This is a genomic window from Oleiphilus sp. HI0132 (genome assembly GCF_001635845.1).
This window is the reverse complement of sequence record NZ_LWGJ01001725.1, coordinates 1-22,018: the sequence shown is the minus strand read 5'-3', so window position 1 is coordinate 22,018 and position 22,018 is coordinate 1. Positions and strand designations below refer to the sequence as shown.

The 22,018-nt window shown below is 44.7% G+C and carries 22 protein-coding genes; 17 read left to right on the top strand and 5 right to left on the bottom strand.

Features of this window, described 5'->3' with window-relative positions:
• From A3766_RS26435 to A3766_RS26420, 4 genes are all read right to left on the bottom strand, one after another.
• Positions 1-183: hypothetical protein (locus A3766_RS26435; protein ID WP_156509158.1), on the bottom strand; the 183-nt coding region annotated here is incomplete at its 3' end.
• A 215-nt stretch (positions 184-398) separates the two neighbouring features.
• A complete protein-coding gene (locus A3766_RS26430; RefSeq protein WP_197479766.1) occupies positions 399-1,967 on the bottom strand; it encodes a cation:proton antiporter family protein in 1,569 nt (522 codons plus the stop codon).
• Positions 1,968-2,025: 58 nt separating this feature from the next.
• Positions 2,026-3,666 (bottom strand): iron ABC transporter permease, encoded by a 1,641-nt coding sequence (locus A3766_RS26425; RefSeq protein WP_068508952.1) that lies wholly within the window; start codon positions 3,664-3,666, stop codon positions 2,026-2,028.
• Between the two features lie 126 nt (positions 3,667-3,792).
• Positions 3,793-4,815 (bottom strand): Fe(3+) ABC transporter substrate-binding protein, encoded by a 1,023-nt coding sequence (locus A3766_RS26420; protein ID WP_156490469.1) that lies wholly within the window; start codon positions 4,813-4,815, stop codon positions 3,793-3,795.
• A 161-nt stretch (positions 4,816-4,976) separates the two neighbouring features.
• On the opposite strand from A3766_RS26420, the gene A3766_RS26415 reads away from it, so the two are divergent.
• The 6 genes from A3766_RS26415 to queF all read left to right on the top strand — a co-directional run bounded on the left by A3766_RS26415 (position 4,977) and on the right by queF (position 10,667).
• Positions 4,977-5,582 carry a hypothetical protein gene (locus A3766_RS26415; RefSeq protein WP_068508954.1) on the top strand — a complete coding sequence of 202 codons (606 nt, stop codon included), beginning with the start codon at positions 4,977-4,979 and terminating at the stop codon, positions 5,580-5,582.
• 247 nt (positions 5,583-5,829) lie between these two features.
• On the top strand, positions 5,830-7,152 hold the full coding sequence (locus A3766_RS26410) for an HD-GYP domain-containing protein (protein WP_068508956.1): 1,323 nt from the start codon (positions 5,830-5,832) through the stop codon (positions 7,150-7,152).
• A gap of 99 nt (positions 7,153-7,251) precedes the next feature.
• Entirely contained in the window at positions 7,252-7,887 is a 636-nt protein-coding gene (locus tag A3766_RS26405; RefSeq protein ID WP_068508958.1) for a tRNA-uridine aminocarboxypropyltransferase, read from the top strand.
• 126 nt (positions 7,888-8,013) lie between these two features.
• A complete protein-coding gene (locus tag A3766_RS26400; protein WP_068508960.1) occupies positions 8,014-8,946 on the top strand; it encodes an ABC transporter ATP-binding protein in 933 nt (310 codons plus the stop codon).
• 1 nt (position 8,947) lies between these two features.
• On the top strand, positions 8,948-9,721 hold the full coding sequence (locus tag A3766_RS26395; protein ID WP_068508962.1) for an ABC transporter permease: 774 nt from the start codon (positions 8,948-8,950) through the stop codon (positions 9,719-9,721).
• A gap of 79 nt (positions 9,722-9,800) precedes the next feature.
• A complete protein-coding gene (gene queF, locus A3766_RS26390) occupies positions 9,801-10,667 on the top strand; it encodes an NADPH-dependent 7-cyano-7-deazaguanine reductase QueF (protein WP_068643296.1) in 867 nt (288 codons plus the stop codon).
• 14 nt (positions 10,668-10,681) lie between these two features.
• Here queF and A3766_RS26385 read toward each other — a convergent pair whose 3' ends face one another.
• Positions 10,682-12,106 (bottom strand): adenylate/guanylate cyclase domain-containing protein, encoded by a 1,425-nt coding sequence (locus A3766_RS26385; protein WP_231872322.1) that lies wholly within the window; start codon positions 12,104-12,106, stop codon positions 10,682-10,684.
• A 203-nt stretch (positions 12,107-12,309) separates the two neighbouring features.
• Between A3766_RS26385 and A3766_RS26380 the strand changes: the two genes are divergently transcribed.
• The 11 genes from A3766_RS26380 to A3766_RS26330 form a co-directional block, all read left to right on the top strand.
• Positions 12,310-12,900 (top strand): nitroreductase family protein, encoded by a 591-nt coding sequence (locus A3766_RS26380; RefSeq protein ID WP_068508969.1) that lies wholly within the window; start codon positions 12,310-12,312, stop codon positions 12,898-12,900.
• A 225-nt stretch (positions 12,901-13,125) separates the two neighbouring features.
• Positions 13,126-13,533: a flagellar basal body rod protein FlgB gene (gene flgB, locus A3766_RS26375; RefSeq protein WP_068508978.1), complete on the top strand. Its 408-nt coding sequence runs from the start codon at positions 13,126-13,128 to the stop codon at positions 13,531-13,533.
• Between the two features lie 2 nt (positions 13,534-13,535).
• Positions 13,536-13,979: a flagellar basal body rod protein FlgC gene (gene flgC, locus A3766_RS26370; protein ID WP_068508971.1), complete on the top strand. Its 444-nt coding sequence runs from the start codon at positions 13,536-13,538 to the stop codon at positions 13,977-13,979.
• A 13-nt stretch (positions 13,980-13,992) separates the two neighbouring features.
• Entirely contained in the window at positions 13,993-14,673 is a 681-nt protein-coding gene (locus A3766_RS26365) for a flagellar hook assembly protein FlgD (RefSeq protein ID WP_068508973.1), read from the top strand.
• 72 nt (positions 14,674-14,745) lie between these two features.
• The gene (locus A3766_RS26360; protein WP_068643295.1) at positions 14,746-16,710 is read left to right on the top strand and encodes a flagellar hook-basal body complex protein; all 1,965 of its coding nucleotides are present in this window, start codon (positions 14,746-14,748) and stop codon (positions 16,708-16,710) included.
• Between the two features lie 124 nt (positions 16,711-16,834).
• Positions 16,835-17,578, top strand: coding sequence for a flagellar basal-body rod protein FlgF (gene flgF / locus A3766_RS26355; protein ID WP_068511763.1), 744 nt, complete (start codon positions 16,835-16,837; stop codon positions 17,576-17,578).
• Positions 17,579-17,757: 179 nt separating this feature from the next.
• Positions 17,758-18,543 (top strand): flagellar basal-body rod protein FlgG, encoded by a 786-nt coding sequence (gene flgG / locus A3766_RS26350; protein WP_068511766.1) that lies wholly within the window; start codon positions 17,758-17,760, stop codon positions 18,541-18,543.
• Between the two features lie 34 nt (positions 18,544-18,577).
• A complete protein-coding gene (flgH, locus tag A3766_RS26345) occupies positions 18,578-19,276 on the top strand; it encodes a flagellar basal body L-ring protein FlgH (RefSeq protein ID WP_068511767.1) in 699 nt (232 codons plus the stop codon).
• Positions 19,276-20,433, top strand: coding sequence for a flagellar basal body P-ring protein FlgI (locus tag A3766_RS26340; protein WP_082865169.1), 1,158 nt, complete (start codon positions 19,276-19,278; stop codon positions 20,431-20,433). The genes flgH and A3766_RS26340 overlap by 1 nt, the downstream gene beginning before the upstream one ends.
• A 43-nt stretch (positions 20,434-20,476) precedes the next feature.
• Complete coding sequence (flgJ, locus tag A3766_RS26335; protein WP_082880499.1) at positions 20,477-21,589, top strand: flagellar assembly peptidoglycan hydrolase FlgJ; 1,113 nt, start codon at positions 20,477-20,479, stop codon at positions 21,587-21,589.
• 1 nt (position 21,590) lies between these two features.
• On the top strand, positions 21,591-22,018 hold a 428-nt coding region (locus tag A3766_RS26330; RefSeq protein ID WP_231883001.1), incomplete at its 3' end, for a flagellar basal body protein.

The following is a 22,018-nucleotide window of genomic DNA, read 5'->3' as shown; positions in this document are numbered from 1 at the left end:
ATTGTCTTGAAGTGCTTCGGTTAGAAATATATTTCTCCATTGAATGCCGCACCAGCGCTTAATATAAGGGTGCGCATAGTTTTTACGGTCGCTTTGTAGAATCAATCTAATATTCGTAATTAGTTGTTCGTAATCGCCTTTGTTCTCCAGTGTTTCGAGTAGATTCAGTTGTTCCTTATTCATTATAAGATCAATGTTCCTTTAATGTCTCAATATGTTGAATAGCGATCATTATATAATAGAATAGTTCGAAGTCGAACTCTTTGGTCTTTAAGTTAGCGCGTGTCGTCACAACACGAGAGAATTATTTAATAGAGAGTCTTATTCGCAGTGAAGTCTTCCTGAATAAAAAGAAAGACGTGTTCGATAAAATTTTGGTTTGTGTTGTGTAAAAGAGCTTATTGCCCTTTTAATAAGTGGATGCTTTCCTCAGCGAAGCCAGTTCCTACCTCTGCATAGTAGTTGAAAGCAATATCGGCACCTAAACCCATTAGCTCTTTTTGTTGGTCTTCATATTGTGCAATGACGGAAATTTTTCCTGAATAAGAAGTATGCTTCAACTGATAGATAATGTTCTTCATCTCGTTGACTGAAGGCAGGGCTAACATAATTAGTTTTATGTCGCTTAATGGGGCCTGTTCCCAGAACTCAATGTCATCACCATCACCGCATATAATATTAATGCCTTGTTCCTTGAACCCCTGTGCCCGTTTTGGGTCAAGCTCAACACCGCAGATCTTCCCGGGGAGATCCCTTTCTGCTTCATGATAAGCGCCTTTTCCAACACGCCCCATGCCGACAATTAAGACTTCTTTGTCTTTGATAGGTAAAAAGGTTTGTTGGGAGGTATCACAAGGACGTTCAAAACGCGAGAAGGCGTCTTTTTTGTTTGCGTATATTCGATGTGCAAACTTGTAAATAATTGAGCTAAATACCATCGAATGAGTTGTCGATAGGGCGATGATGACCAACCATTCATGGCTTAGCCAGTTTTGATCAACACTTAAGCTGGCAACGATCAACCCGAATTCGCTGTAGTTGGCTAGCAAGAGTGCTGACAAGAAGCTGGTACGCAAGCGTAAGCCAACCGCATTAAACACAAAGAAGAAAAGCAATAACTTGATGGGGAGTAAAATAGTCAAGCCTAAGGCGACGAGCCACATTTCCAAAGTTGGTAACGCGGTGAACCCGATAGACAAAAAGAAGCAGATTAGGAAGAGGTCTTTGAAGCTCATTAACGACTTATAGAGTTCGTTAGATTTAGGTAAGCCTGCGAGTAGCATGCCCATGACTAGTGCACCCAAGTCACCCTTCATGTCGACAAGCTCAAAAAGCTCCGGGCCGCCAAGTGCAAGTAAAAAACCGTAGAGTGGGATCAACTCTCCGTGACCGCTGGAGGCCATCATTCTTTTTAATAAAGGGCGAAGGAACCAAAGGCCAAGCAAGCTAAATGCCCAAAGGCTTGGTGATTTGCCGGTTGCAAAGAATAGAAACAGAACAGCCGCAATATCTTGCCAGATTAGTACGCCGACAGCGAGGTCACCGTGTTTGGATTTTAATTCCGCATTGTCTTCCAAAATCTTAATGACGCAAACAGTGCTACTGAAACTAAAAGCAAAAGCGATAATGGCGCTTTGCGACAAACTGAGATCAAATAAGCTGTGGCTGAGGGTAGCTGTGCAAAGAATTATCAAAGGAAGTAGGAGTATCATCCACCCACTCATATGAATAAAGGTTCCGGACCATAATTGTGGCCTCATAAGCTGTCTGAAATCAATTTTAAGCCCGATGGTAAACAGCATTAGCGTAATGCCAAGGTCTGCAAGCATCTCAAGTGTCGGTTCTGGCGTAACGCCACTTGCATGGAGCAAGAAGCCAGCAATTAGATAACCAACTAAGGGTGGGAGTGTGATTTGTTTCGCAATGAAGCCAAATATGAAGGCAACTAAAATCCAGATGATGCTCATATTGCTTATTTACTTCTCTTAAGTCGATGAATGTTTGGGTTGCTAATTGCTTCGTATCTTAGGACTTTTGGCTAATACTCTTGTCTAACAATATAACTGGCAGAATACCCACTGCAACGATGATTAGTGCGCTCAAGGCGCTTTGCTCAAGTAACTCATCGGAAGCAAATTGGTAAACCTGTGTAGCCAGTGTTTCAAAATTAAAAGGCCGTAAAATTAGTGTAGCAGGCAATTCTTTCAAACAGTCTACAAACACGACAAGCATGCCGGTAAGAGCACCCCGCTTGATAATGGGCAGGTGTACTTTAAATAGTGTCGATAAATAATTATGGCCAAGTGAGCGCGATGCCATGTCCATGCTTGGTGTTACTTTAGATAGGCTGGACTCTACGGACCCTGAAGAGACAGCTAAGAAGCGAACAGAATAGGAAAATACAATTGCGAAAGCCGTACCGCTCAAAATCAATCCTGTTGAGAAATCAAAGTGCTCTCTCATAAGACCGTCAAGGGTATTATCGAAGGCAGCAAAGGGAATGATAATTCCGATCGCAAGCACCGCGCCTGGTATGGCGTAGCCTAGGCTAGAGAAGTTGACCAGGTGCTGAGTGAGCTTATTGGAATTTAGTCGTTTGCTGTAAGTAAGTACGATGCCTAAAACCAGTGTGGCAAAGGCGGCAATACTGGCTAAAACAAAACTGTTTAGTGCGTACTCTATAAAATTGCTGTGCCAGGATATTTCAAAGTATTTGACTGCATAAATCGTTAGAAGTGAGAAGGGAAACAGAAACCCTAACAATACCGGTAAGAAGGCGACTGCGAATGCCAGATAAGCCCTTATTCCATATAGCTTATGGCTTGGAATGGTTGAGCCTTGGTTGCGCGACTGGTATTGCTTTTGTCTGCGTCGAGAGTAGCGTTCAGAGCTAATAAGAATAACCACGACAGCCATCATTAGTAAGGCTATCTGTGCTGCACCACCCAAGTTGCCCATGTTCAACCACGTGTCGTAAAGACCCGCTGTTAAGGTTTGGACGGCGAAATAATCTACCGTTCCAAAGTCGTTAAGTGTCTCCATTAGTACTAAAGACAGGCCAACCGCAATAGCGGGCCGTGCAATGGGTAAGGATACTCGATAAAAGAACTGGAAGGGCGTAGAGCCTAGACTGCGTGAAATGCGATAGAGGGAAATCGACTGCTCAAGAAAGGCCGCGCGTGCCAGCATGTAGACGTAAGGGTAGAGTACTAGTGACATCATGATAATAGCTCCCCCCATACTTCTGATTTCGGGGAACCAATAATCTCTGCTGGTCTTCCAGCCAAATAGCTCTCGAAGCGCTGATTGCACGGGGCCTGCGTATTCCAGAAAATCAGTGTAGGTATAAGCGATGACGTAAGCGGGTACGGCAAAGGGGAGTAATAAGGCCCAACTCAGCCACTTTTTGCCGGGGAAGTCGTACATGGAAATAAGCCAAGCTGAGCCAGTTCCAACCAGAAAAGTTAGGGAGCCAACGCCAAGCATAAGAATCAGCGTGTTTTTCAGATAACTAGGTAAAACTGTATTAAGCAGGTGCGGCCAGGCGTTTTCCTCTGGAAAAAGAGCGAGGTAAGCCACCGCAACAATCGGGAGACCGATAAGGGTTGCGATAATGAAAGATGAAATGAACCAGGGACGCTCTTGAGCGTTTAGTCTGAAATTCAAGAGTGATAAACCTTCAAAGTATTCGAGTTACGCCGAGCTGAGCAAGATACATTAAAAACGAAAAGCGGCATAGTGCCGCTTTAGTTTATTTTTCTAAAAGCCATGGCCTTAGCTTATCTAGAGTCATTATTCATCGAAGGCAACTTCATCAACTAACTGTGCTGCACGCTTTCTTAGATTAGCAATATCTGCGAGTGGCAGTGTATCTGACTTGAAGGAACCCCAAGACTTTACCAGGCTCGATGGTTCAACCTTAGTATTAACCGGATACTCGAAGTTTTGTTCTGCATAGAGGCTTTGCGCATAGTCCTGTGTTAGGAACTCCATTAGCTTGATTGCACTTTCTTTGTTTGGTGCGTGTTTAGTAAGTGCTACGCCACTGATATTCACGTGGGTGCCTCGGTTGCCTTGGTTAGGAAAGGTTAGGTGGACAGAGTTTGCCCAAGCAACCTGTGCTTTGTCGTTTAACATTTTGCCGAAATAATAATTGTTGCCAAGTGACAGGTCACAAATACCCTCGTTGATTGCTTTTACTTGTGCTCGATCATTTCCTTGAGGACGTCTCGCCAGGTTGTCTTTTACACCTTGTAACCAGGTTTTTGCTTCTGCTTCGCCGTGATGAGCGATCATTGATGCGATCAGCGCAAGGTTGTAAGGGTGCTTGCCGCTTCGGGTACAGATACGGCCTTTCCAGACGGGTTTGCTCAAGTCTTCATAGTTTTGAATGTCAGCTAGGTTAGCGCGCTCTTTTGACGCATAGATAGAGCGAGTACGTGTCGTTAAACCAAACCAACGGTTTTCTGGGTCGCGATATTGTACCGGGACATTCTTTTGTAGCGTTTCTGATTCAACAGCTTGAACCAAGTCTTTGTTGGTCACTTCCATTAAACGGCCAATATCGACAGTGAAAACTAAATCGGCAGGGGAGTTGCGTCCTTCACGAGTCAGGCGTTCAGCTAAACCTTTCTTAGCAAAAACTACATTAACCTTAATACCGCTTTGTTCGGTAAACTTATCGAACATAGGTTGAACCAGAAAGGGCTGGCGGTAAGAGTATACGTTAACCTCTTCACTGCTTGCTGAAACAGTTGTCGTGAATAAGGAAGAGAGAGTTAGAAGGGTGACGCAAATAAAGCGAGACAGAGCCATAAATAAATATTCCTAATATAGTTTCCATAAAGTAATGCGAATCATTCTTAAATAAAAAGAATTGTTAGTCAAGAATTTAAAGCATTTAACTTGATGGCTATCAAGTCAACTAAGCGATAAAATGCCATTTAAATATTGAGCTTTGGAGTAAAAGAGCGCTAATGAAGAGTTTCTCCCGCTTGCTACTAGTCGGACTGTTTGCTTTCTTAACGGCTTGTGCAACCACAGATTATCAAACGCATTATGGTTGGTTTATGGCGGAAAACTCTGCTGGCGAACTTAGACAATTTAGAGTTTATTGGCAGTCTGTTCGTTATGAAGGTTGGACAAGTGACGAGCTTCGCCCAATGCCGGTAGTGATTGAGGCGCAATGTAGCGAGCGGAAAGTTCACTTGTTTGACAGCTCGTTTGGCCCCGGCCGCCGCTGTAGTGATCGCCAAGGTGAAGGAATTGTTTTCTGTGGTCGTTCAGAAGTTGATGTGAATCGACGTGGCTTAGAGATAGAGAATAACTCCCTATGTGCAACGATTACCGATAGACAGGGCTCAAGTAGTATTCTGGATTTGGAGGGAGAAGTCCTCATTCACATGTCTTGCCGCCCAAAACGAACACAAAAAATACGAGGCGGTAAGAAAATAAATATAGATTACCTGCTTAGTTCTCAGCAGCCTTATATCGTCTCTACCAAGAAGGTAAAGGGCGGCGATATTGAGCAATTAGTTCCCGAATTATTCAACCACTCTTCTGTCTGTGACCCGGATGCCTAATATTTGATGGAAGGACGACTTTACTTGGTTACAAATCTAACTGCTAATTGATTAGATCTTGATCTATATTTAGAGTGTAAAAGCTATTTTTGAATAGATGCTAGTGTGACCGGTTTGGCATTGATAAGAAACAACCGGGTATTGTTACCTGAGCTTACATAAGCCAACGCTACGTAGTGGTGTTGCCTGAAGATATTGTCAAAAATGTAAGGAAGATAACTAAAAGACCAGCTTAGTAGGTATTGTCATGTCGACAAATCGTTTAAAACTCGAAGTAAATGCGCTGAAGGAAGGCATGTTCGTCGCGGACTTGGATTGTCCGTGGCATGAAACGCCTTTTCCTCTTCAGGGCTTTTATATTCGTATGGATGACGATGTAAAGGCTTTGAGCGAATACTGTAAATTTGTTTATGTTGACGTGAAGCGAGAAAAGGTCAAAACGGTTCATGCGAATCACGCTGTGCCTAGTTCTGAAAAAGGTAAAAAGGGTATCTCTGGAAGTTCCGAGAATAACCCCGAAATAGAACTCCCTCCCATTGTTGTCAAAGCTCCTCATCACTATGAAGCAAGCGTCTCCATTAACAAAGAAGTTGCCCGCGTAGAAAAGCTTCATCGTCATGTATACGATGCGATTGACCAGGTGTTTCTCACTGTCGAGCAAGGTGGTGATGTAAGCATTAAAGAAACCGAGTCAGTTGCTAAAGGTATGGTCGAAAGCGTTATTCGTAATCCCGATGCCCTGGTTTGGCTGTCTAAAATGAATGAAATAGATGCTTATAGTTATCAGCATTCGGTGAAATCCTCTATATGGGCTTTAGTTTTGGGGCGTCATATGGGCTTGAAGAAGGAGATGCTGGAAACCTTAGCTTTGGGTGTTTTATTGTCGCATATTGGTAAGGCTAGAGTTGCGCAAAAAGTACTTGATGCCTATCCGGACCTTGAGAGTAGCCAACTATCAGCCTATCAGCAATATGTTGAAAAGAGTGTCGAGTTACTAACTGAGATAGAAGGTTTACCTTCTGGCGTTGCATCAATTGTTGAATTTCACCAAGAAAGACACAATGGTACCGGTTACCCGAAAGGTGTGACGGGTGAGCGCATTCCTTTGTTAGCTAAGATTGCCGGTTTGGTTGATTATTATCAGGAGTTGATTACACCGCGTGATGACGAACTGGGTATGTCTCCTTATGATGCTGTTGCCCGTTTATACGAGCTGCGTAATATCGCTTTTCAGAAAGATCTTGTTGAGCGCTTCATTGAAGCGGTAGGCGTATACCCTACAGGTACCTTGGTTGAGCTAAGTTCTGAGGAAGTGGGTATTGTAACCGGGCATAATGAAGATCGCCGCTTACAACCGAAAGTAATGGTTGTACTCGATGCTCAGAAGCGAGCAATGAAGTGCGGTAAAGTGGTAGACCTAAAAGAGGTAAACCGCGATAGAAATGTTTTAAGCATTAAAGACAGTTTACCTAAGGGAGCTTACGACATAGATGAGCAGCGGTACCTGTTATCCGGTGCAACCTCTAAATGGAGTTGGCGACACTTGGCATCCTCATTCGCGTCTGGCTAATTTGTTATTCTCTTCTGGGCGAGCAAGCCTAATAAAACTTGATAAAAGGCAGTTTGATGATTCACACTGCCTTTTTTATTGGCTGAAAGAAGATAAGCGATGGCGAGAGTGTATTGTCAACGGTGCAATAGGCCTGAAAAAGTTTGCTTGTGTGCATCGATAAGCAAACAGAGCAACACAAGAACTCTGATTATTTTTCAGCACGATGACGAACAAAAGAAGCCGCTTTCGACTGTGCCATTAATCCAGCAGGGGTTATCTGGCGTAGAGGTGCTGAACGGCCTAAGATTTGACCGAGAAAAATGCTTCTCTTTGCTAGCAAAGCATGGCGCTTGCAGCCCTTTGCTGTTGTATCCTGAGTCGCTATCTGATGACGAAGAACATCTTGTATTAGATCTGAGCGATCTAGCTTCACCGCTTTTAAAGTCGCTACAACAATATGATTCGCTAGTTATCCTCGATGGCACCTGGAGGAATACCCGGGAGCTGGTTTTGGTGAATACTTGGCTGCAAAGTTTGCCGACACTCGCCCTGTTAAATGCCGGGAAAAGTCGCTATCGTATCCGCAAATCGACACATGAGTTTTCATTATCAACAATTGAAGCGGTCGCAAAAGTGCTGCCCCTATTGGATGAAAATATTGATAGCGAAACTTTGTTGAAGCCTTTTGAGAAAATGATTGATCAGCAGATTCAATATATGGGAGAAGAGGTCTTCCTGCGAAATTACCGATAGGATGCAGAACCCTTTCTTCGAGATAAGCGGATATTCATTCCTTGGTGACTTGAAATTCCTTTGCCTAACCCCAAGATAGAGCACTCCACTTTACCTCTCTACTTACAAGCAGGCACTAAACAAATCATGCAAAACGCTCTAGAGATTCGCGGCTTAAACAAAACTTATGGTAATGGTCATGTCGCTTTGCAGAATGTCAGTGTCAGTGTCGAGCAGGGTGACTTCTTCGCTTTATTGGGGCCTAACGGTGCGGGGAAATCAACGACACTTGGTATTGTTTCTTCCTTGGTTAATAAAAGTTCTGGAGAGGTCAAAATATTTGGCCACGACATCGATAAACAGTTGGTTAAGGCAAAGACCTGTTTAGGTGTGGTGCCTCAGGAGTTTAACTTCAACCAGTTCGAGAAGGTCCGTGATATCGTTATTACTCAGGCTGGTTATTATGGTATTCCCGTTTCAGAAGCTGAGGAAAGTTGTGATCATTATCTGAAGAAACTGGGCTTGTGGGATAAACGGAATGAACCATCCCGTATGCTCTCCGGGGGTATGAAGAGAAGGTTAATGATCGCCAGAGCTTTAGTGCATAAGCCTAAATTGCTCATTCTTGATGAGCCCACAGCGGGTGTAGATATCGAATTGCGACGCTCAATGTGGGAGTTTCTAAAGGAAATCAATGAGCAGGGTACGACAATTATCTTAACGACGCACTACCTGGAAGAGGCGGAAGCGCTATGCCGCAACATTGCGATTATTGATCAAGGGAAAATTCTGACAAATACCAGTAAGCAATCTTTATTACAGCAATTGCATCTGGAAACCTTTGTGCTAGAACTTGATAAACCCATGAGCACTGTTCCTTTGCTAGAGGGCTTTGAGGCAAGACTTAACGAAGAGGGCCTGCTAGAAGTTGATGTGCGCAGTGAGCAAAATATAAATGATCTTTTTTCCAAGTTGGACAGTTTGAGTATTCAGGTCAGGAGTATGCGTAACAAGGCAAACCGCTTAGAAGAGTTGTTTTTGGATTTGGTTGAGAACGCCAAAACGCAGGAGGAAGTGTAAGATGAATGCGCATCAGGTATGGGTCGCTTTCTTGACTATTGTGACCAAAGAGATTCGTCGCTTTACTCGTATATGGGTACAAACATTGTTGCCACCGGCGATAATGATGGCTTTGTACTTCGTCATCTTTGGCAACTTGATTGGCCCGAGAATTGGTGACATGGACGGTTTTGACTACATGGACTTTATTGTTCCCGGCTTAATCATGATGTCAGTGATTACTAACTCCTATGCTAACGTAGTGTCCTCTTTTTTTAGCATGAAGTTTCAACATAGCATTGAAGAAATTCTGGTCTCACCTGTACCTAACTGGGTAGTCTTGTCCGGTTATGTGATGGGCGGTGTTGGTCGCGGTATATCTGTTGGTCTGATCGTGACACTACTGTCGCTGGGTTTTACCGATTTACGTGTTGAAAATATCGCCGTAACGGCCAGCATTGTTATTCTGACGGCTATCCTGTTCTCGATAGGCGGTTTTATCAATGCGATTTATGCGACAAAATTCGATGACATATCGATAGTGCCAACGTTTATATTGACGCCACTTACTTACTTGGGGGGTGTTTTTTATAGTATCAGTTTGTTGCCTGAGTTCTGGCAGGGGGTCTCCCAAATTAACCCTATACTGTATATGGTTAACGCTTTTCGCTATGGTATTCTTGGTGTAAGTGATGTCGATATTGGTATTTCATATTTGATGATTTGCGGATTTATCGTAATAGGCTTTTCTTATGCGCTTTACTTATTGAATCGCGGAAAAGGCATAAGAGCGTAATATGATTTTGCCTCTAAGCTAATATATAAGAATCAGTACATAGCGTAGTTTTTTCACTTTCAGAACTTAGGAGTAAAAAGTGACGGATGCTCATCAAAGCCAATTAGGTAAAGGGACTGAATACGATCAAAGCTATTCACCCGAGATACTTTTTCCCTTAGACCGAAAACAAAATCGTGAAAGTCTGAACCTGAGTGCTGATATTCCTTTTCATGGTGAAGACCGCTGGACCTGTTACGAGCTGTCCTGGCTTAACTCAAAAGGTAAGCCTCAGGCAGCGATCGCGTACTTTAGCATTCCATGTGATTCGCCATACATGATTGAATCGAAGTCTTTTAAGCTTTATTTGAACTCTTTCAACCACCTTTCTTTCAAAGATGCTTCGGCTGTAGAGCGATTGTTAAGTAAAGACTTAAGTGCTGCGGCCGGTGGAATCGTTTCTGTAGAGGTTCTTGCATTAAAAGATACAAGACATCATGTGGCAGAGAATTTATGCCAGGGAAGTTCAGCAGAAGAGTCTTTATATGCTAGCGCAGAGTGTATTGATGAAATAGATGCGGAAGACTTTGAATATCAGCCGAACCCTGAGCTACTCAAAACGGTGCCAGGTGGGGTTGAGGTGAACGAGACGCTCTACTCTGACTTGCTTCGCTCGAATTGTCCTGTGACGGGGCAACCAGACTGGGGGACTGTATTTATTCATTACGCGGGGCAGCAGATAGATCGCGAGAGCTTACTAAAATATATTGTATCTTTTAGGCAGTGTCAGGACTTTCATGAGCATTGTGTCGAGCGAATCTTTATTGATTTACTGCAATATTGCCATTGTGATTCTTTAAGTGTTTATGCGCGCTACACTCGCCGAGGTGGCTTGGATATCAACCCCTACCGCGCAACAGCAGATCTTAAGGCGAAAACGGAGAGCCTGAGAACTCCAAGGCAGTAACGAGCGTTATTGTGTTAGCTGTCTTTTAGTTTCTCAGTTGCTTTTTCAAGGGCATGGACGATAGCGTCTTTATTAGTGTCGTCTATTTTTCCGGTATCCAGATACATCGCAAACCCTTCAGCTTCATGCTCTATGAAGCTCTGACCGGCACCGATATCGCGTCTAAGGTCAACGATTTGATAAATCGGAACGGGTCTAGCGAAGCCTTTAACGGTAATCTCTCCCTTATCACGACACATAACCTTATCTTTTATCAGAGAGAAAGTTTCGTAAGAAACCAGGATTTCGCCTGGCTCTGATAGTGCTTCCAAGCGAGAAGCCAAGTTAACTTCCTTGCCGATAATGGTGTAGTCCATGCGGTTTTCAGCGCCAAAATTTCCTACAGTGCTGAAGCCCGTACTGATCCCAATTCGAATTTGTAGTGGCGTCTTGATTCCTTGGCTCTTCCACTTTTGACGCAGTATCTTCATGTGCTTACGCATCTCAATTGCCATGGAAACACAAGCCATCGTATCTTCTTTAGCGCCACGACTGGTTGGGTCACCAAAGAAAATCATAATACTGTCGCCAATAAACTTATCGATTGTGCCGCCGTATTTTAAGGCGATTTGCGACATTTCGTTGAAGTAGTTGTTCAGCAGCTCGGTCAAACCTTCGGGTTCCATTTCTTCCGACAGCTCTGTAAAACCTTTGATGTCAGAGAAGAAGATAGATAGACGCTTGCGCTGTGTTTCCAGGCGCACGTCACGTTCGCCGGTAAAAATTGACTGCCAGACTTGTGGAGATAGGTATTTAGCAAGCTTGTGAGAAAGCGATATAGACTGCTCTCTTTGTGTCTGAATCTGGTGCTTGGCCTTATGTAAGGCTTCGGCTTGTTGGTGGGTATAGTAAGCAGTAACCGAGACATAGACTGTAGCGCTAATACCGGCCACTAGATCGACAATCATTGGTGCGTGAGGCGCGAAGTCAAGGCCGAATATCATGGAGGAAATAATGGTGGAGGTAAGTAAGATTAGGTTGCCTTTGAGCCAGGTCGACATACCTCCAACGACGATGAAGCTAAAACTCGCCATGAGAATATTGAATATGGTTGCCGTCGGGCTGAAGTCAATTAGTACAATAATGACACCGACCAAAGCGCCATCTATTAGTAGTGTGTTCTCACGTGCTGCAGCGCTTTGCTCTAGCTTTAAATGTCTAATAACAAAGTAAAGAAGGTGTGGCCATAACATGGCCGCAGGAATAAACCAGATCAAGTAGTCGTGGAAATGTCCTTCAAGAACACCGACCGCCATCGTGATACTAGACGTCAAATAAGCCAAAACCCTGCCGTTGTATGCGGGCATGACTGACGGTGGCGTATCTATTTTGTCGGTGGAGTGTTGTGTCGCCTTATTCTGTGTTGACGATTTTTTATTAGATATTTTCAATGGGATCATTTTTTCATACATCTCTGATAAGCAGCAAAGGTTATCAGTTCCCTTATATATAGACAAATTTTGCTTACACTGTTTTAATTTCGTTCTTGGGAAATAGCGCTTGCACTAAGGTTTCGTGATCTAAATGTGGTTATATCATTATGTTCACCTGAAAAGAATAGTGCAGGTTAGGTAGCTTATATTAAAGCAGGAGATACGCGGGTATGAATGAGCATAAAACAATTGATGAGGCGGGCTCTCATGCGGTGTTGGAAATATTGAAGTCCAGGGTTTCTCATCCTCGCTTGAGTGCTCCAGCCCCAAGCCCTGATCAAATGGAAACTGTTTTTCAAGCAGCGCTTAGGACGCCTGACCATAAATGCTTAAAGCCATGGCGATTTCTTGTGATCGAAGGGGACTCGTTACATCGTCTGGGTGATTTGTTTTGTCAGGCTGCTGAAGCGAATGAGGGAAAGCTTAGTGAAGCGCAAGAAAATAAATACCGCTCAATGCCGCTTCGAGCGCCCAAGATCATCGTTGCTGTGTCCAAAAACATCGAACACCCTAAAGTACCTTTCGAAGAGCAGGTTGTGTCCTGCGGCGTTGCGGTGGGTTATATGTTGTTAGCGCTTCAGGCGCAGGGCTTTGGTGGTATTTGGCGTACCGGAGAAATGGCATTGAATGGCGACGTGAAGCAAGGCCTGGGTTTATCGCTCGAGGAGTCTATCGTGGGCTTCTTATATATTGGTACACCGCTTGCCGAAGCCAAAAAGTTAGCGCCTGTTGCTAGTAAGGATTACTTTGTCCCATGGTAGTGCTCGGCGATTTTCCTCTGACTATAAATTGGGTCAACCCAGGTGATATCTTCGCTTGTTCCCTCAAAAAACGGCAAATCTAAAAGGATAGGAATTGCCGATCTAAAAAACTCCATAAAACCATAAGTATTTGATTTTTAAGTATTAAAAAAATATTTATTGGTTGGCATCGCAATTGCTTTATCTAATCGTAGAAACTTTATGATGAAGCAAGTGGGAGTATCGATGTCGATTTCATTCAGCAATGCATTAGGAATTCACGAACAAGCGCTGGAGTTACGTGTTAACCGTGCTGAGGTGTTGGCTAATAACTTGGCTAATGCAGATACACCCGGATTTAAGGCAAGAGATATAGACTTCAAAGCGGTCCTGGGTAATGAAATGGCTAGCCAGGGAGGCGCAAAGTCTCTCGAGATGGCGACCACGAACGGACAGCACTTGCCTCATGCTAACTCGAGCGGAAGCAATGAGTTGCTTTATCGAACGCCCAGCCAGCCATCTGTTGACGGTAATACCGTTGATACCCAAGAAGAAATGGCAGAGTTTATGAAGAATACCTTGCAATACCAATCCAGCTTCCAGTTTTTGAATGGCAAGTTCAAGTCACTAACCAATGCGATTCGGGGTGAATAAATATGTCTCTTAGTCAGATTTTTGATATTGCCGGATCCGGCATGGCTGCTCAATCTATTCGCTTGAATACCACTGCTAGTAATATTGCTAATGCAGACAGTGCGGCAAGTAGTATTGATGAAGTATATCGCGCCCGAAAGCCCATCTTTTCGGCTGTCCAAGAAGATGCCATGCGCCAGGCAGTTGGTGGGGATTTCTTACAGCAGACGCCTGAGTCGGTAGGTGTTGAAGTAAAAGGGATTGTTGAAAGTGATGCACCTTTGGATATGCGTTACCAGCCTGACCACCCGTTGGCTGATGAGCAGGGATATGTGATGTACCCGAATGTAAATGTCGTTGAAGAGATGGCTGACATGCTTTCTGCTTCTCGAAGCTTTCAAACCAATATTGATGTAATGGATGCGGCAAAAACAATGATGCAGCGTTTGTTAACGCTAGGTCAGTAAGGGGCTAAATCTTATGACAGATATAAATACAACGGTGTCTTCTGCTGATGCTTTATCAGACTACCGCTATGAACCGACGACCAAAACACAAGGTTCGTCTGATCTAGGTCAGAATGAGTTTATGGAGTTGATGATTGCCCAGATGGAGAATCAAAGCCCGCTGGACCCTCAAGATAATGGTGAGTTCATTTCTCAGTTAGCAGAGTTTAGCTCTCTTGAAGAAATGCAGAAACTAAGTTCGCAAGTAGAAAGTTTTGCAACCCAGTATCAGTCTAGTCAGGCTTTGCAGGCTTCTGCAATGGTTGGGCGAACGGTTTTGGTGCCAGGTACTGAAGCTCCCATGGCGGCAGACGGAACAATTAGTGGATTGGTTGATCTTGAAGCCAGTACAGGTTCATTAAAGGTAAGTATCTTTAACGGTTCTGGTGAGTTGGTTAATCAGGTGGATATGGGGCAACAACTTGCCGGTTCTGTACCATTCTCGTGGGATGGAACAAATAGCAAGGGGGAGCAGATGCCCTATGACAATTACACGATCGCTGCTGAATCGAATCAAGGAGGAGATGTAAGTCAAATTACGACCTTGCTTTCCGCCAATGTGAGTAGCGTATCGATCGGGACTGGTGGTGCCATTTCGCTTAACTTAGCCGGTATGGGCGCTATTCCTTTAGAAGATGTTAGAGAGATTAACTAGGCATGAGTATGTGTCTGGCGTGCGAAATAATTGTAATCATTACGACAAAAAGAATCAGAAGAGAGGTGTAGTATGCCGTTTAACGTTGCATTAGGTGGGTTGAGAGCATCCTCCACGGACTTGGAAGTTACGGGTAATAACATTGCGAACGCGAGTACTGTTGGTTTTAAGCGTTCGCGTGCCGAGTTTGGTGATGTTTATTCCAATAGTTTTTTCGGCAGGGGGGCTACCTCAACGGGAGACGGTGTCGCAGTACAAAATATTCGACAGATGTTTGGTCAGGGTAACGTAAGCCTTACTGACAATAACCTGGACTTAGCAATTACCGGAAATGGCTTTTTCGTGCTTAGTGATCAGGGTGAGGCCAAATATTCGCGTGCTGGTCAGCTAGGTGTGGATAAAGATGGTTTCATGGTCAATAACACGGGTATGCGTGTCCAGGGCTTTCAGGCTGATGAAGGTGGGACGGTATCGGGAGTTCTGGGTGATCTGGTTGTTGATGCGAATGATCTGCCTCCATCAAGATCAACTAATGTCGAAGCAGCTTTGAATCTGGATTCTTCAGAAGAAGCTTTGACTCAGAGTGGCACAACGATTAACTCGAACGGTGCAACGGATGTTGGTGTAGCACAAGCAGGAATTGTGAATGGCTATGCGAGTCAGGATATCGAAGTGACCTTTCCGGATGGCACGTCGCAGACCATTACAACGACTGCGGAATCAACTGCCGGGGCAATTGCATCTCAGTTTTCGCTTTTAGAAGGTGTGGATGCGACTGCTAGTACCAGCTCTACAATAACCTTAGCTGGATATGATAATGCCTCAGGAAATATGAGTATTAGCTTAAACGGAATTAGTTTCCAGCCAGCCGGTGCAACAGATGCATTGCAATTGGCCGACTTGGGAACTCGTATTAACTCGTCTGCGTTGGTGGGGGTTACCGCCGTCATAGATAGTGCTACTGGTGATTTGCAGATTATTCAGGATCAAGGAGCTAACTTGGTATTCGGTTTTGCGGGTGTCTCGGGCGATAGTTTTGAGGTTCTTGGGAGTGATGCCGCGGCGACGCCGGTAGTGCTTGACCCTGATGCTGTTCCTGCCGTTTTGAATGCGACTGTAGGTGGTGGAGTTAGCATTGTACTTGACGAGGGGGTCGTTGCGACCAACTTAAGTGCCTCAACGCCCGTCATTACCAACTTTACCGGTGCGCCTTTTGTTAATAACCAATTTTCACCAACGGATCCTGGTACCTATAACCACGCGACGTCAACGACTATTTTTGACAGTCTTGGTAACTCTCATGTTTTGACCATGTATTTCGTTAAGCAGCAGTCTTCGTTGTCGGGAGAAAATACCTGGCAAATGCATGTGCAGGTGGATAACCAGGATGTTGGAGATCCATTAATTGGAACAGATGCATCGCGAGCGACTTATAATTTGGTATTCCGCGATGACGGTACTTTAAATGAAACATTGTCAGATGATGTTTTGATTTCTAATTGGGACCCTTTAGATAGTCAAGGCAATCAAAATGGGGCGGCACGACCTTTGAATGTTGTGGATGGCGGGGTTTTGCCGATTCCTCAGCCGCCAACTAGCTCAAACTTTGAGGTAGATGTATCATCGTTTACTCAGTTTGGTAGCCCGTTTGCTGTAAATGACTTAAGTCAGAATGGTTATACCACAGGTCGATTAGTCGGTCTGGATGTCGATGAGTCGGGTGTCATTCTGTCTCGTTTCTCCAACGGTGAGTCTTTGGTTCTAGGGCAGGTAGCTTTGGCTAACTTCAATGACGTAGAAGGCTTATCACCTGATGGCGATAGTGTTTGGGTGCAGACTTTTGCTTCGGGTGACCCGATTGTCGGGGCGCCTGGTACGGCGTCTTTGGGTCTATTAACGGCCTCTGCAGTTGAGCAATCGAATGTTGATTTATCTGCTGAGCTGGTAAATCTGATTGTTGCGCAGCGTAACTATCAGGCCAACTCCAAGACCATTGAGACGGCCGATACAATCCAGCAAACTATCTTGAATATCTAGTACTGAATTTCGCTCATAGCCTTCCTTGTTTGGGTTGGCTAGATAATTGCAGAGCTTAGGCTAAGGCGTTTGCAGTGTCCGTTTCTTTGACGCTGCGTATTGTTTGATCCTAATGGTGAAGTAAATGGATAAAGCGTTATATATTGCAATGAGTGGTGCCAAGCAGAATATGCTGGCGCAGCGCGCTCATGCCAATAATTTGGCAAATATTAATACGACGGCGTTTAAAGAAGATTTCGCTCAGGCGCGTGCTATGCCGGTGTTTGGCGAGCATCATCCATCGAGAGCCTATGCCTTGACCGAAAGGCCGGGAACAAATTTTGAGGCGGGTCCCCTGAATCAAACCGGCAACCCTTTGGATGTTGCGGTAAAGGGTGATGGATGGATTGCGGTTCAGGCCGCAGATGGTTCGGAAGCCTATACCCGGGCAGGCGACCTGCAGGTAGATGTCAATGGGCAGCTAAGGGCTGGCATTGGTTTGCCTGTTTTGGGTAATGGTGGTCCAATTGTTTTGCCGCCTTCGGCAACTGTTGAGATTGGTGCTGACGGTACGGTTTCGGTTCTTCCTTTGGGTGGTGGAGCTGTTGGCTTAGCGGCGGTTGATCGAATTAAGCTAGTTAATCCCGACCCTGATATGATCGAAAAGAAAGAAGATGGTCTATTGCATATGAAGGGTGATGAGCCACCGGCAGTTGCTGACCCGAACATCAAACTGGAAACGGGGTTTCTGGAAGGTTCTAATGTAAATGCGGTATCGTCTTTAACAGATATCCTATCTCTATCGCGACAGTATGAGCTTCAAGTTAAATTAATGAGCCAGGCTGATCAAATTTCTCAACAAACGGCACGTTTGTTGCAGTTCTCCTAGTAAGACCTGAAAAACGTCATAAAAGCGGCACGTAGTTGCAGATTTATAGAGTGCTGATTTTTTGACTGCTTCGTTAGCGGTATTTGCTTACTAGCTTTAAATAAGGGGTATCACAGATAGCCCTTAAACGCTTCAGGTCTGATTGATTCGCAGTAGAATTTCAATTTGGGAGAAGCATCATGCATCCAGCTCTTTATGTCAGTAAAACCGGTCTAAGTGCACAAGATATGTCCTTGACCACGATTTCCAACAACTTGGCGAATGCTAGTACGGTTGGCTTTAAGCGTGATGAAGCGGTTTTTCAGGACCTGTTGTATCAGGTGAAAAGAGAGCCAGGTGGCTTGAACTCACAAAACTCTCAATTACCATCTGGTCTCCAGCTCGGTACGGGTGTCAGGATCGAAGGGACGACTAAGCAATTTACCCAAGGCTCCTTAGAAGTGACTGACCAGGCTCTCGATTTAGCCGTTAATGGTAGAGGCTTTTTCCAAGTTATATTGCCAGATGGCTCGACCAGTTATACCCGAGATGGGCAGTTCCAGGTTAACTCAGATGGCCAAGTCGTCACTGCTGGTGGCAACCTATTAGAACCCGCCATCACTATTCCACAGAATGCTTCTTCAGTGACGATCGGCGAAGATGGCATTGTATCGGTCAGTATTTCTGGTGAAACCACTGCACAGCAAGTTGGCCAGATTAATACGGTCGACTTTATTAATCCCCAAGGTTTGAAAGCGCTAGGGAATAACCTGTTTGCTGAAACTGAAGCCAGTGGTAACCCTCAAGGGGGCACGCCGGGCTTGGCAGGTTTTGGTGAGGTTAAGCAAGGCATGCTAGAGCAATCGAACGTAGATACGGTGCAAGAGCTGGTCAGCATGATTACTGTCCAGCGCGCCTATGAAATGAACTCAAAAGTTGTGTCTACGGCTGACCAGATGCTCCAGTACATTGGGCAGAACCTGTAATACGCGCTTAGTTGTTTGAGGGGAAGGTGATTATATGAGGCAGATTAATCAAGTATTCAAAGCAGTGCTAGGCCTGAGCTTGGTCGTGTTGACTAGTGCATGCAGCATCATGACTCGTGAGCACCCTTTGCCCAATGACCCGGCTTACGCTCCTGTACCTTCGAGTGCGCTGAAATCAGGTGAAATGGTGACGGGGTCGATCTATCAGGTTAACCGAAACTTTAGTATGTATGGTGATCAGGTTGCCTTAAACGTTGGTGATATTCTGACGGTTACCTTGCAAGAAAACACCAGTTCATCCAAGTCAGCAGATACCAGCTATGACAAAGATGATGAAGTGACTTTTAATGAGGCAACCATTCTAGGCAATGTTATTCAAAAACATGGTTTGAGCCTTTTGACTAATCCTAGCTTAGAGCGAGCGTTTGATGGTAAGGCATCTAGTGATCAGAGCAATAGCTTGAGCGGTAGTATTTCAGTCACAGTTTCAGAAGTTTTGCCAAATGGCATTCTTCGAATTCAGGGAGAGAAGTGGCTGCGCTTGAACCAGGGAGATGAATATATTCGTTTAACCGGTTTGGTGAGGCCGCAAGATATTGGCACAGATAATACGATCCCGTCTTCTAAGGTTGCTGATGCTCGTATTGCCTATGGTGGAACAGGAGATTTTGATGATGTTAATCGTCAAGGCTGGTTGTCCCGATTCTTCAACAGTGAATGGTGGTTCATGTGATGTCTTATAGTGTAAAGGCTTCTTACAAAGCTACCGCAGCGGGTATCGCTTCTTTAGTTAGCTCGTTCTGCCGCTCCAGTTTATTGTTGCTGGGTTTTGCTTTGGTTAGTTTTGACGTTAGCGCGGATCGTTTAAAAGATATTGCCAATGTACAGGGGGTTCGTTCGAATCAGCTGGTTGGTTATGGTTTGGTTGTCGGTTTAAGTGGTACAGGAGATAACACGCCTTTTACTAGCCAGACCTTCCGCAACATGATGAATAAATTTGGTATCACCATTCCTGAAGGTGTGGATCCGAAGTCAAAGAATGTAGCAGCGGTTTCAATTCATGCAGAGCTTCCGCCTTTCGCTAAACCTGGGCACAAGATTGATATCACAGCCTCATCGTTAGGAGACTCCAAGAGCCTTAGAGGTGGTAGCTTATTGATGACTCCGTTAAAGGGCGCAGATGGGCGCGTTTATGCGCTTGCTCAAGGCAGCCTTGTCGTCGGTGGTTTTGGTGCTGAAGGTGCCGATGGCTCCTCTATTCAGGTTAACGTTCCGAGTGTGGGACGGATTCCTAATGGCGCGACGGTTGAACGAGCCATCGCATCTCCTTTTCATCGTGGCGACACATTAACCTTTGATTTACATCGCCCGGACTTCACAACGGCGATGAATTTAACCAAGAAGATTAATGACTTGCTAGGGCCTAATACAGCTTACGCCAGCGATGCAGCTTCGATTACCGTCAAAGCCCCTCGCGATGCATCTCAGCGAGTTAGCTTTTTGTCGATGCTCGAAAATATGAATGTTGAAACAGGGGAAGAAGCGGCGAGAGTGATTATTAACTCTCGTACCGGCACCATCGTTGTCGGTCAGAACGTTAAGGTGCTTCCAGCTGCGGTTACCCACGGAAGTCTTTCGGTAACAATTACTGAAGACCCTGCAGTCAGTCAACCAAATCCGCTTGGAGGTGGTCAGACGGTTGTCGTACCACGCTCCGATGTTGATGCAGAACAAGAACCTAGTCGAATGTTTCAGTTTGGCCCTGCAGCGACGCTGAGCCAGATTGTTCAAGCGGTTAATCAAGTTGGTGCTGCGCCAGGAGATATCATGGCTGTACTCGAAGCCTTGAAGCAGGCTGGTGCCTTAAAAGCAGATTTAATTGTTATATAGAAAGAAATATAAGCAAAGCCATGTGGAACCTTAGAGGTTAGTGATGAATAGCGCACTGATGAGTCAGATAAATAATCCGATGATGATGGCGACTGATAATATAGGGAATCAGTTGCAGAACAGTGCTGCCCGTTTTAATAAGCATACCCAGGGCTTAAATGACTATAACAATCTCAATGCTCTGCAGTCTCTTAAGCATCAATCCAAGACAGATAGAGACGGCGCCCTAGATGCTGCCGCCAAACACTTTGAATCGATATTCGTCTCGATGATGATTAAAAGTATGCGCGATGCTAATAAGGTATTTTCTGAAGGAAACCTATTGCAAAGCAACCAATCAGACTTTTATCAGCAGATGTTTGATAGCCAGATGGCAGTAAGCTTATCAACTGGTAAAGGTATTGGTCTGGCTGAAGTGATCAAGCGACAAATGTCAAAAGGCGTAGGTGGTGAAGAGTCAGATTTAAGTTCCTATCCATTAACCTCTCAAGACAAATCTTTTTCTCTGAAAGACTATGCGCGCCAGCCATTTGTTAGCGCAGAGAAAATTGCAAAGATTGAAACGGCAATGAATCAAATTGATCAGACGATTGCTAGCCTGGACTCAGATAAAGTTGCTGAATCAAGTAAGTTAGACTTCAGTTCTCCCGATCAATTTATCGCTTCTCTTTATCCCTATGCTAAACAGGCAGAGCAAGAAACAGGTATTGATGCTCGTCTAATGTTGGCTCAGTCAGCACTGGAAACTGGTTGGGGTAAACGAGAGATCTTAAATTCTGATGGTAGTCCTAGCCATAATTTATTTGGTATTAAGGCGCAAACAGGATGGACGGGTGACAGCACAAATATAACGACGACTGAATATCGAAATGGTGTCGCAGTGAAGGAGCGCGCAGACTTTAGGTCTTATTCGGGTTACCAGGAAAGCTTTTCAGATTATGCGCGTTTTTTGAGTACTAATGCCCGATATGAGCAAGCGCTCGAGAAAGCGGGTGATCCGTATGACTTTGCACACGAGCTACAAGATGCCGGCTATGCAACCGACCCAGACTATGCCAACAAGATTAATCGTATTATTGATCGTTATATGAATATTGATGAACTTTCTAGTCTGGACCTTGGCTCTACCGCAAGCAAATTAGGAATTGGAGGCTGATATGCCAGATCTAATCGGTATTGGCCTTTCAGGTCTACAAGCTCATCAGACAGCCTTATCGGTCACGGGTAATAATGTTTCTAATACCAATACACCTGGCTACAGTCGTCAGGAGGCCGTGTTTGTAGATAATAAATCTATTCTTACTGGTAGTGGTTACACTGGTCAGGGCGCGAATATTGCCACGATTCGTAGAAATGCAGAGGATTTTATTAGCGAGCAGGTTCGTGCCGATACAACCGTTTATCATGAACGTGATGCAGTGCTTACTCAAGCAGAGTCGATCGATAACTTGCTTGCCAGCACGACAACTGGTTTGACGCCTGCTATGACTGCTTTCTTCCAAGCCTTCCAAGGTGGCGCTGATGACCCAACCTCTATCCCTCAGCGACAGTTATTATTGACGCAAACCGAAGGTTTGGTTTCCAG

Bases quoted from the DNA above. Each gene is read 5' to 3' on its own strand.
- A3766_RS26430 (WP_197479766.1), bottom strand. From the start codon at position 1,967: ATGAGCATCATCTGGATTTTAGTTGCCTTCATATTTGGCTTCATTGCG.
- A3766_RS26420 (WP_156490469.1), bottom strand. From the start codon at position 4,815: ATGGCTCTGTCTCGCTTTATTTGCGTCACCCTTCTAACTCTCTCTTCC.
- A3766_RS26415 (WP_068508954.1), top strand. From the start codon at position 4,977: ATGAAGAGTTTCTCCCGCTTGCTACTAGTCGGACTGTTTGCTTTCTTA.
- A3766_RS26410 (WP_068508956.1), top strand. From the start codon at position 5,830: ATGTCGACAAATCGTTTAAAACTCGAAGTAAATGCGCTGAAGGAAGGC.
- A3766_RS26405 (WP_068508958.1), top strand. From the start codon at position 7,252: ATGGCGAGAGTGTATTGTCAACGGTGCAATAGGCCTGAAAAAGTTTGC.
- A3766_RS26400 (WP_068508960.1), top strand. From the start codon at position 8,014: ATGCAAAACGCTCTAGAGATTCGCGGCTTAAACAAAACTTATGGTAAT.
- A3766_RS26395 (WP_068508962.1), top strand. From the start codon at position 8,948: ATGAATGCGCATCAGGTATGGGTCGCTTTCTTGACTATTGTGACCAAA.
- A3766_RS26385 (WP_231872322.1), bottom strand. From the start codon at position 12,106: ATGATCCCATTGAAAATATCTAATAAAAAATCGTCAACACAGAATAAG.
- A3766_RS26380 (WP_068508969.1), top strand. From the start codon at position 12,310: ATGAATGAGCATAAAACAATTGATGAGGCGGGCTCTCATGCGGTGTTG.
- flgB (WP_068508978.1), top strand. From the start codon at position 13,126: ATGTCGATTTCATTCAGCAATGCATTAGGAATTCACGAACAAGCGCTG.
- flgC (WP_068508971.1), top strand. From the start codon at position 13,536: ATGTCTCTTAGTCAGATTTTTGATATTGCCGGATCCGGCATGGCTGCT.
- A3766_RS26365 (WP_068508973.1), top strand. From the start codon at position 13,993: ATGACAGATATAAATACAACGGTGTCTTCTGCTGATGCTTTATCAGAC.
- A3766_RS26360 (WP_068643295.1), top strand. From the start codon at position 14,746: ATGCCGTTTAACGTTGCATTAGGTGGGTTGAGAGCATCCTCCACGGAC.
- flgF (WP_068511763.1), top strand. From the start codon at position 16,835: ATGGATAAAGCGTTATATATTGCAATGAGTGGTGCCAAGCAGAATATG.
- flgG (WP_068511766.1), top strand. From the start codon at position 17,758: ATGCATCCAGCTCTTTATGTCAGTAAAACCGGTCTAAGTGCACAAGAT.
- flgH (WP_068511767.1), top strand. From the start codon at position 18,578: ATGAGGCAGATTAATCAAGTATTCAAAGCAGTGCTAGGCCTGAGCTTG.
- A3766_RS26340 (WP_082865169.1), top strand. From the start codon at position 19,276: ATGTCTTATAGTGTAAAGGCTTCTTACAAAGCTACCGCAGCGGGTATC.
- flgJ (WP_082880499.1), top strand. From the start codon at position 20,477: ATGAATAGCGCACTGATGAGTCAGATAAATAATCCGATGATGATGGCG.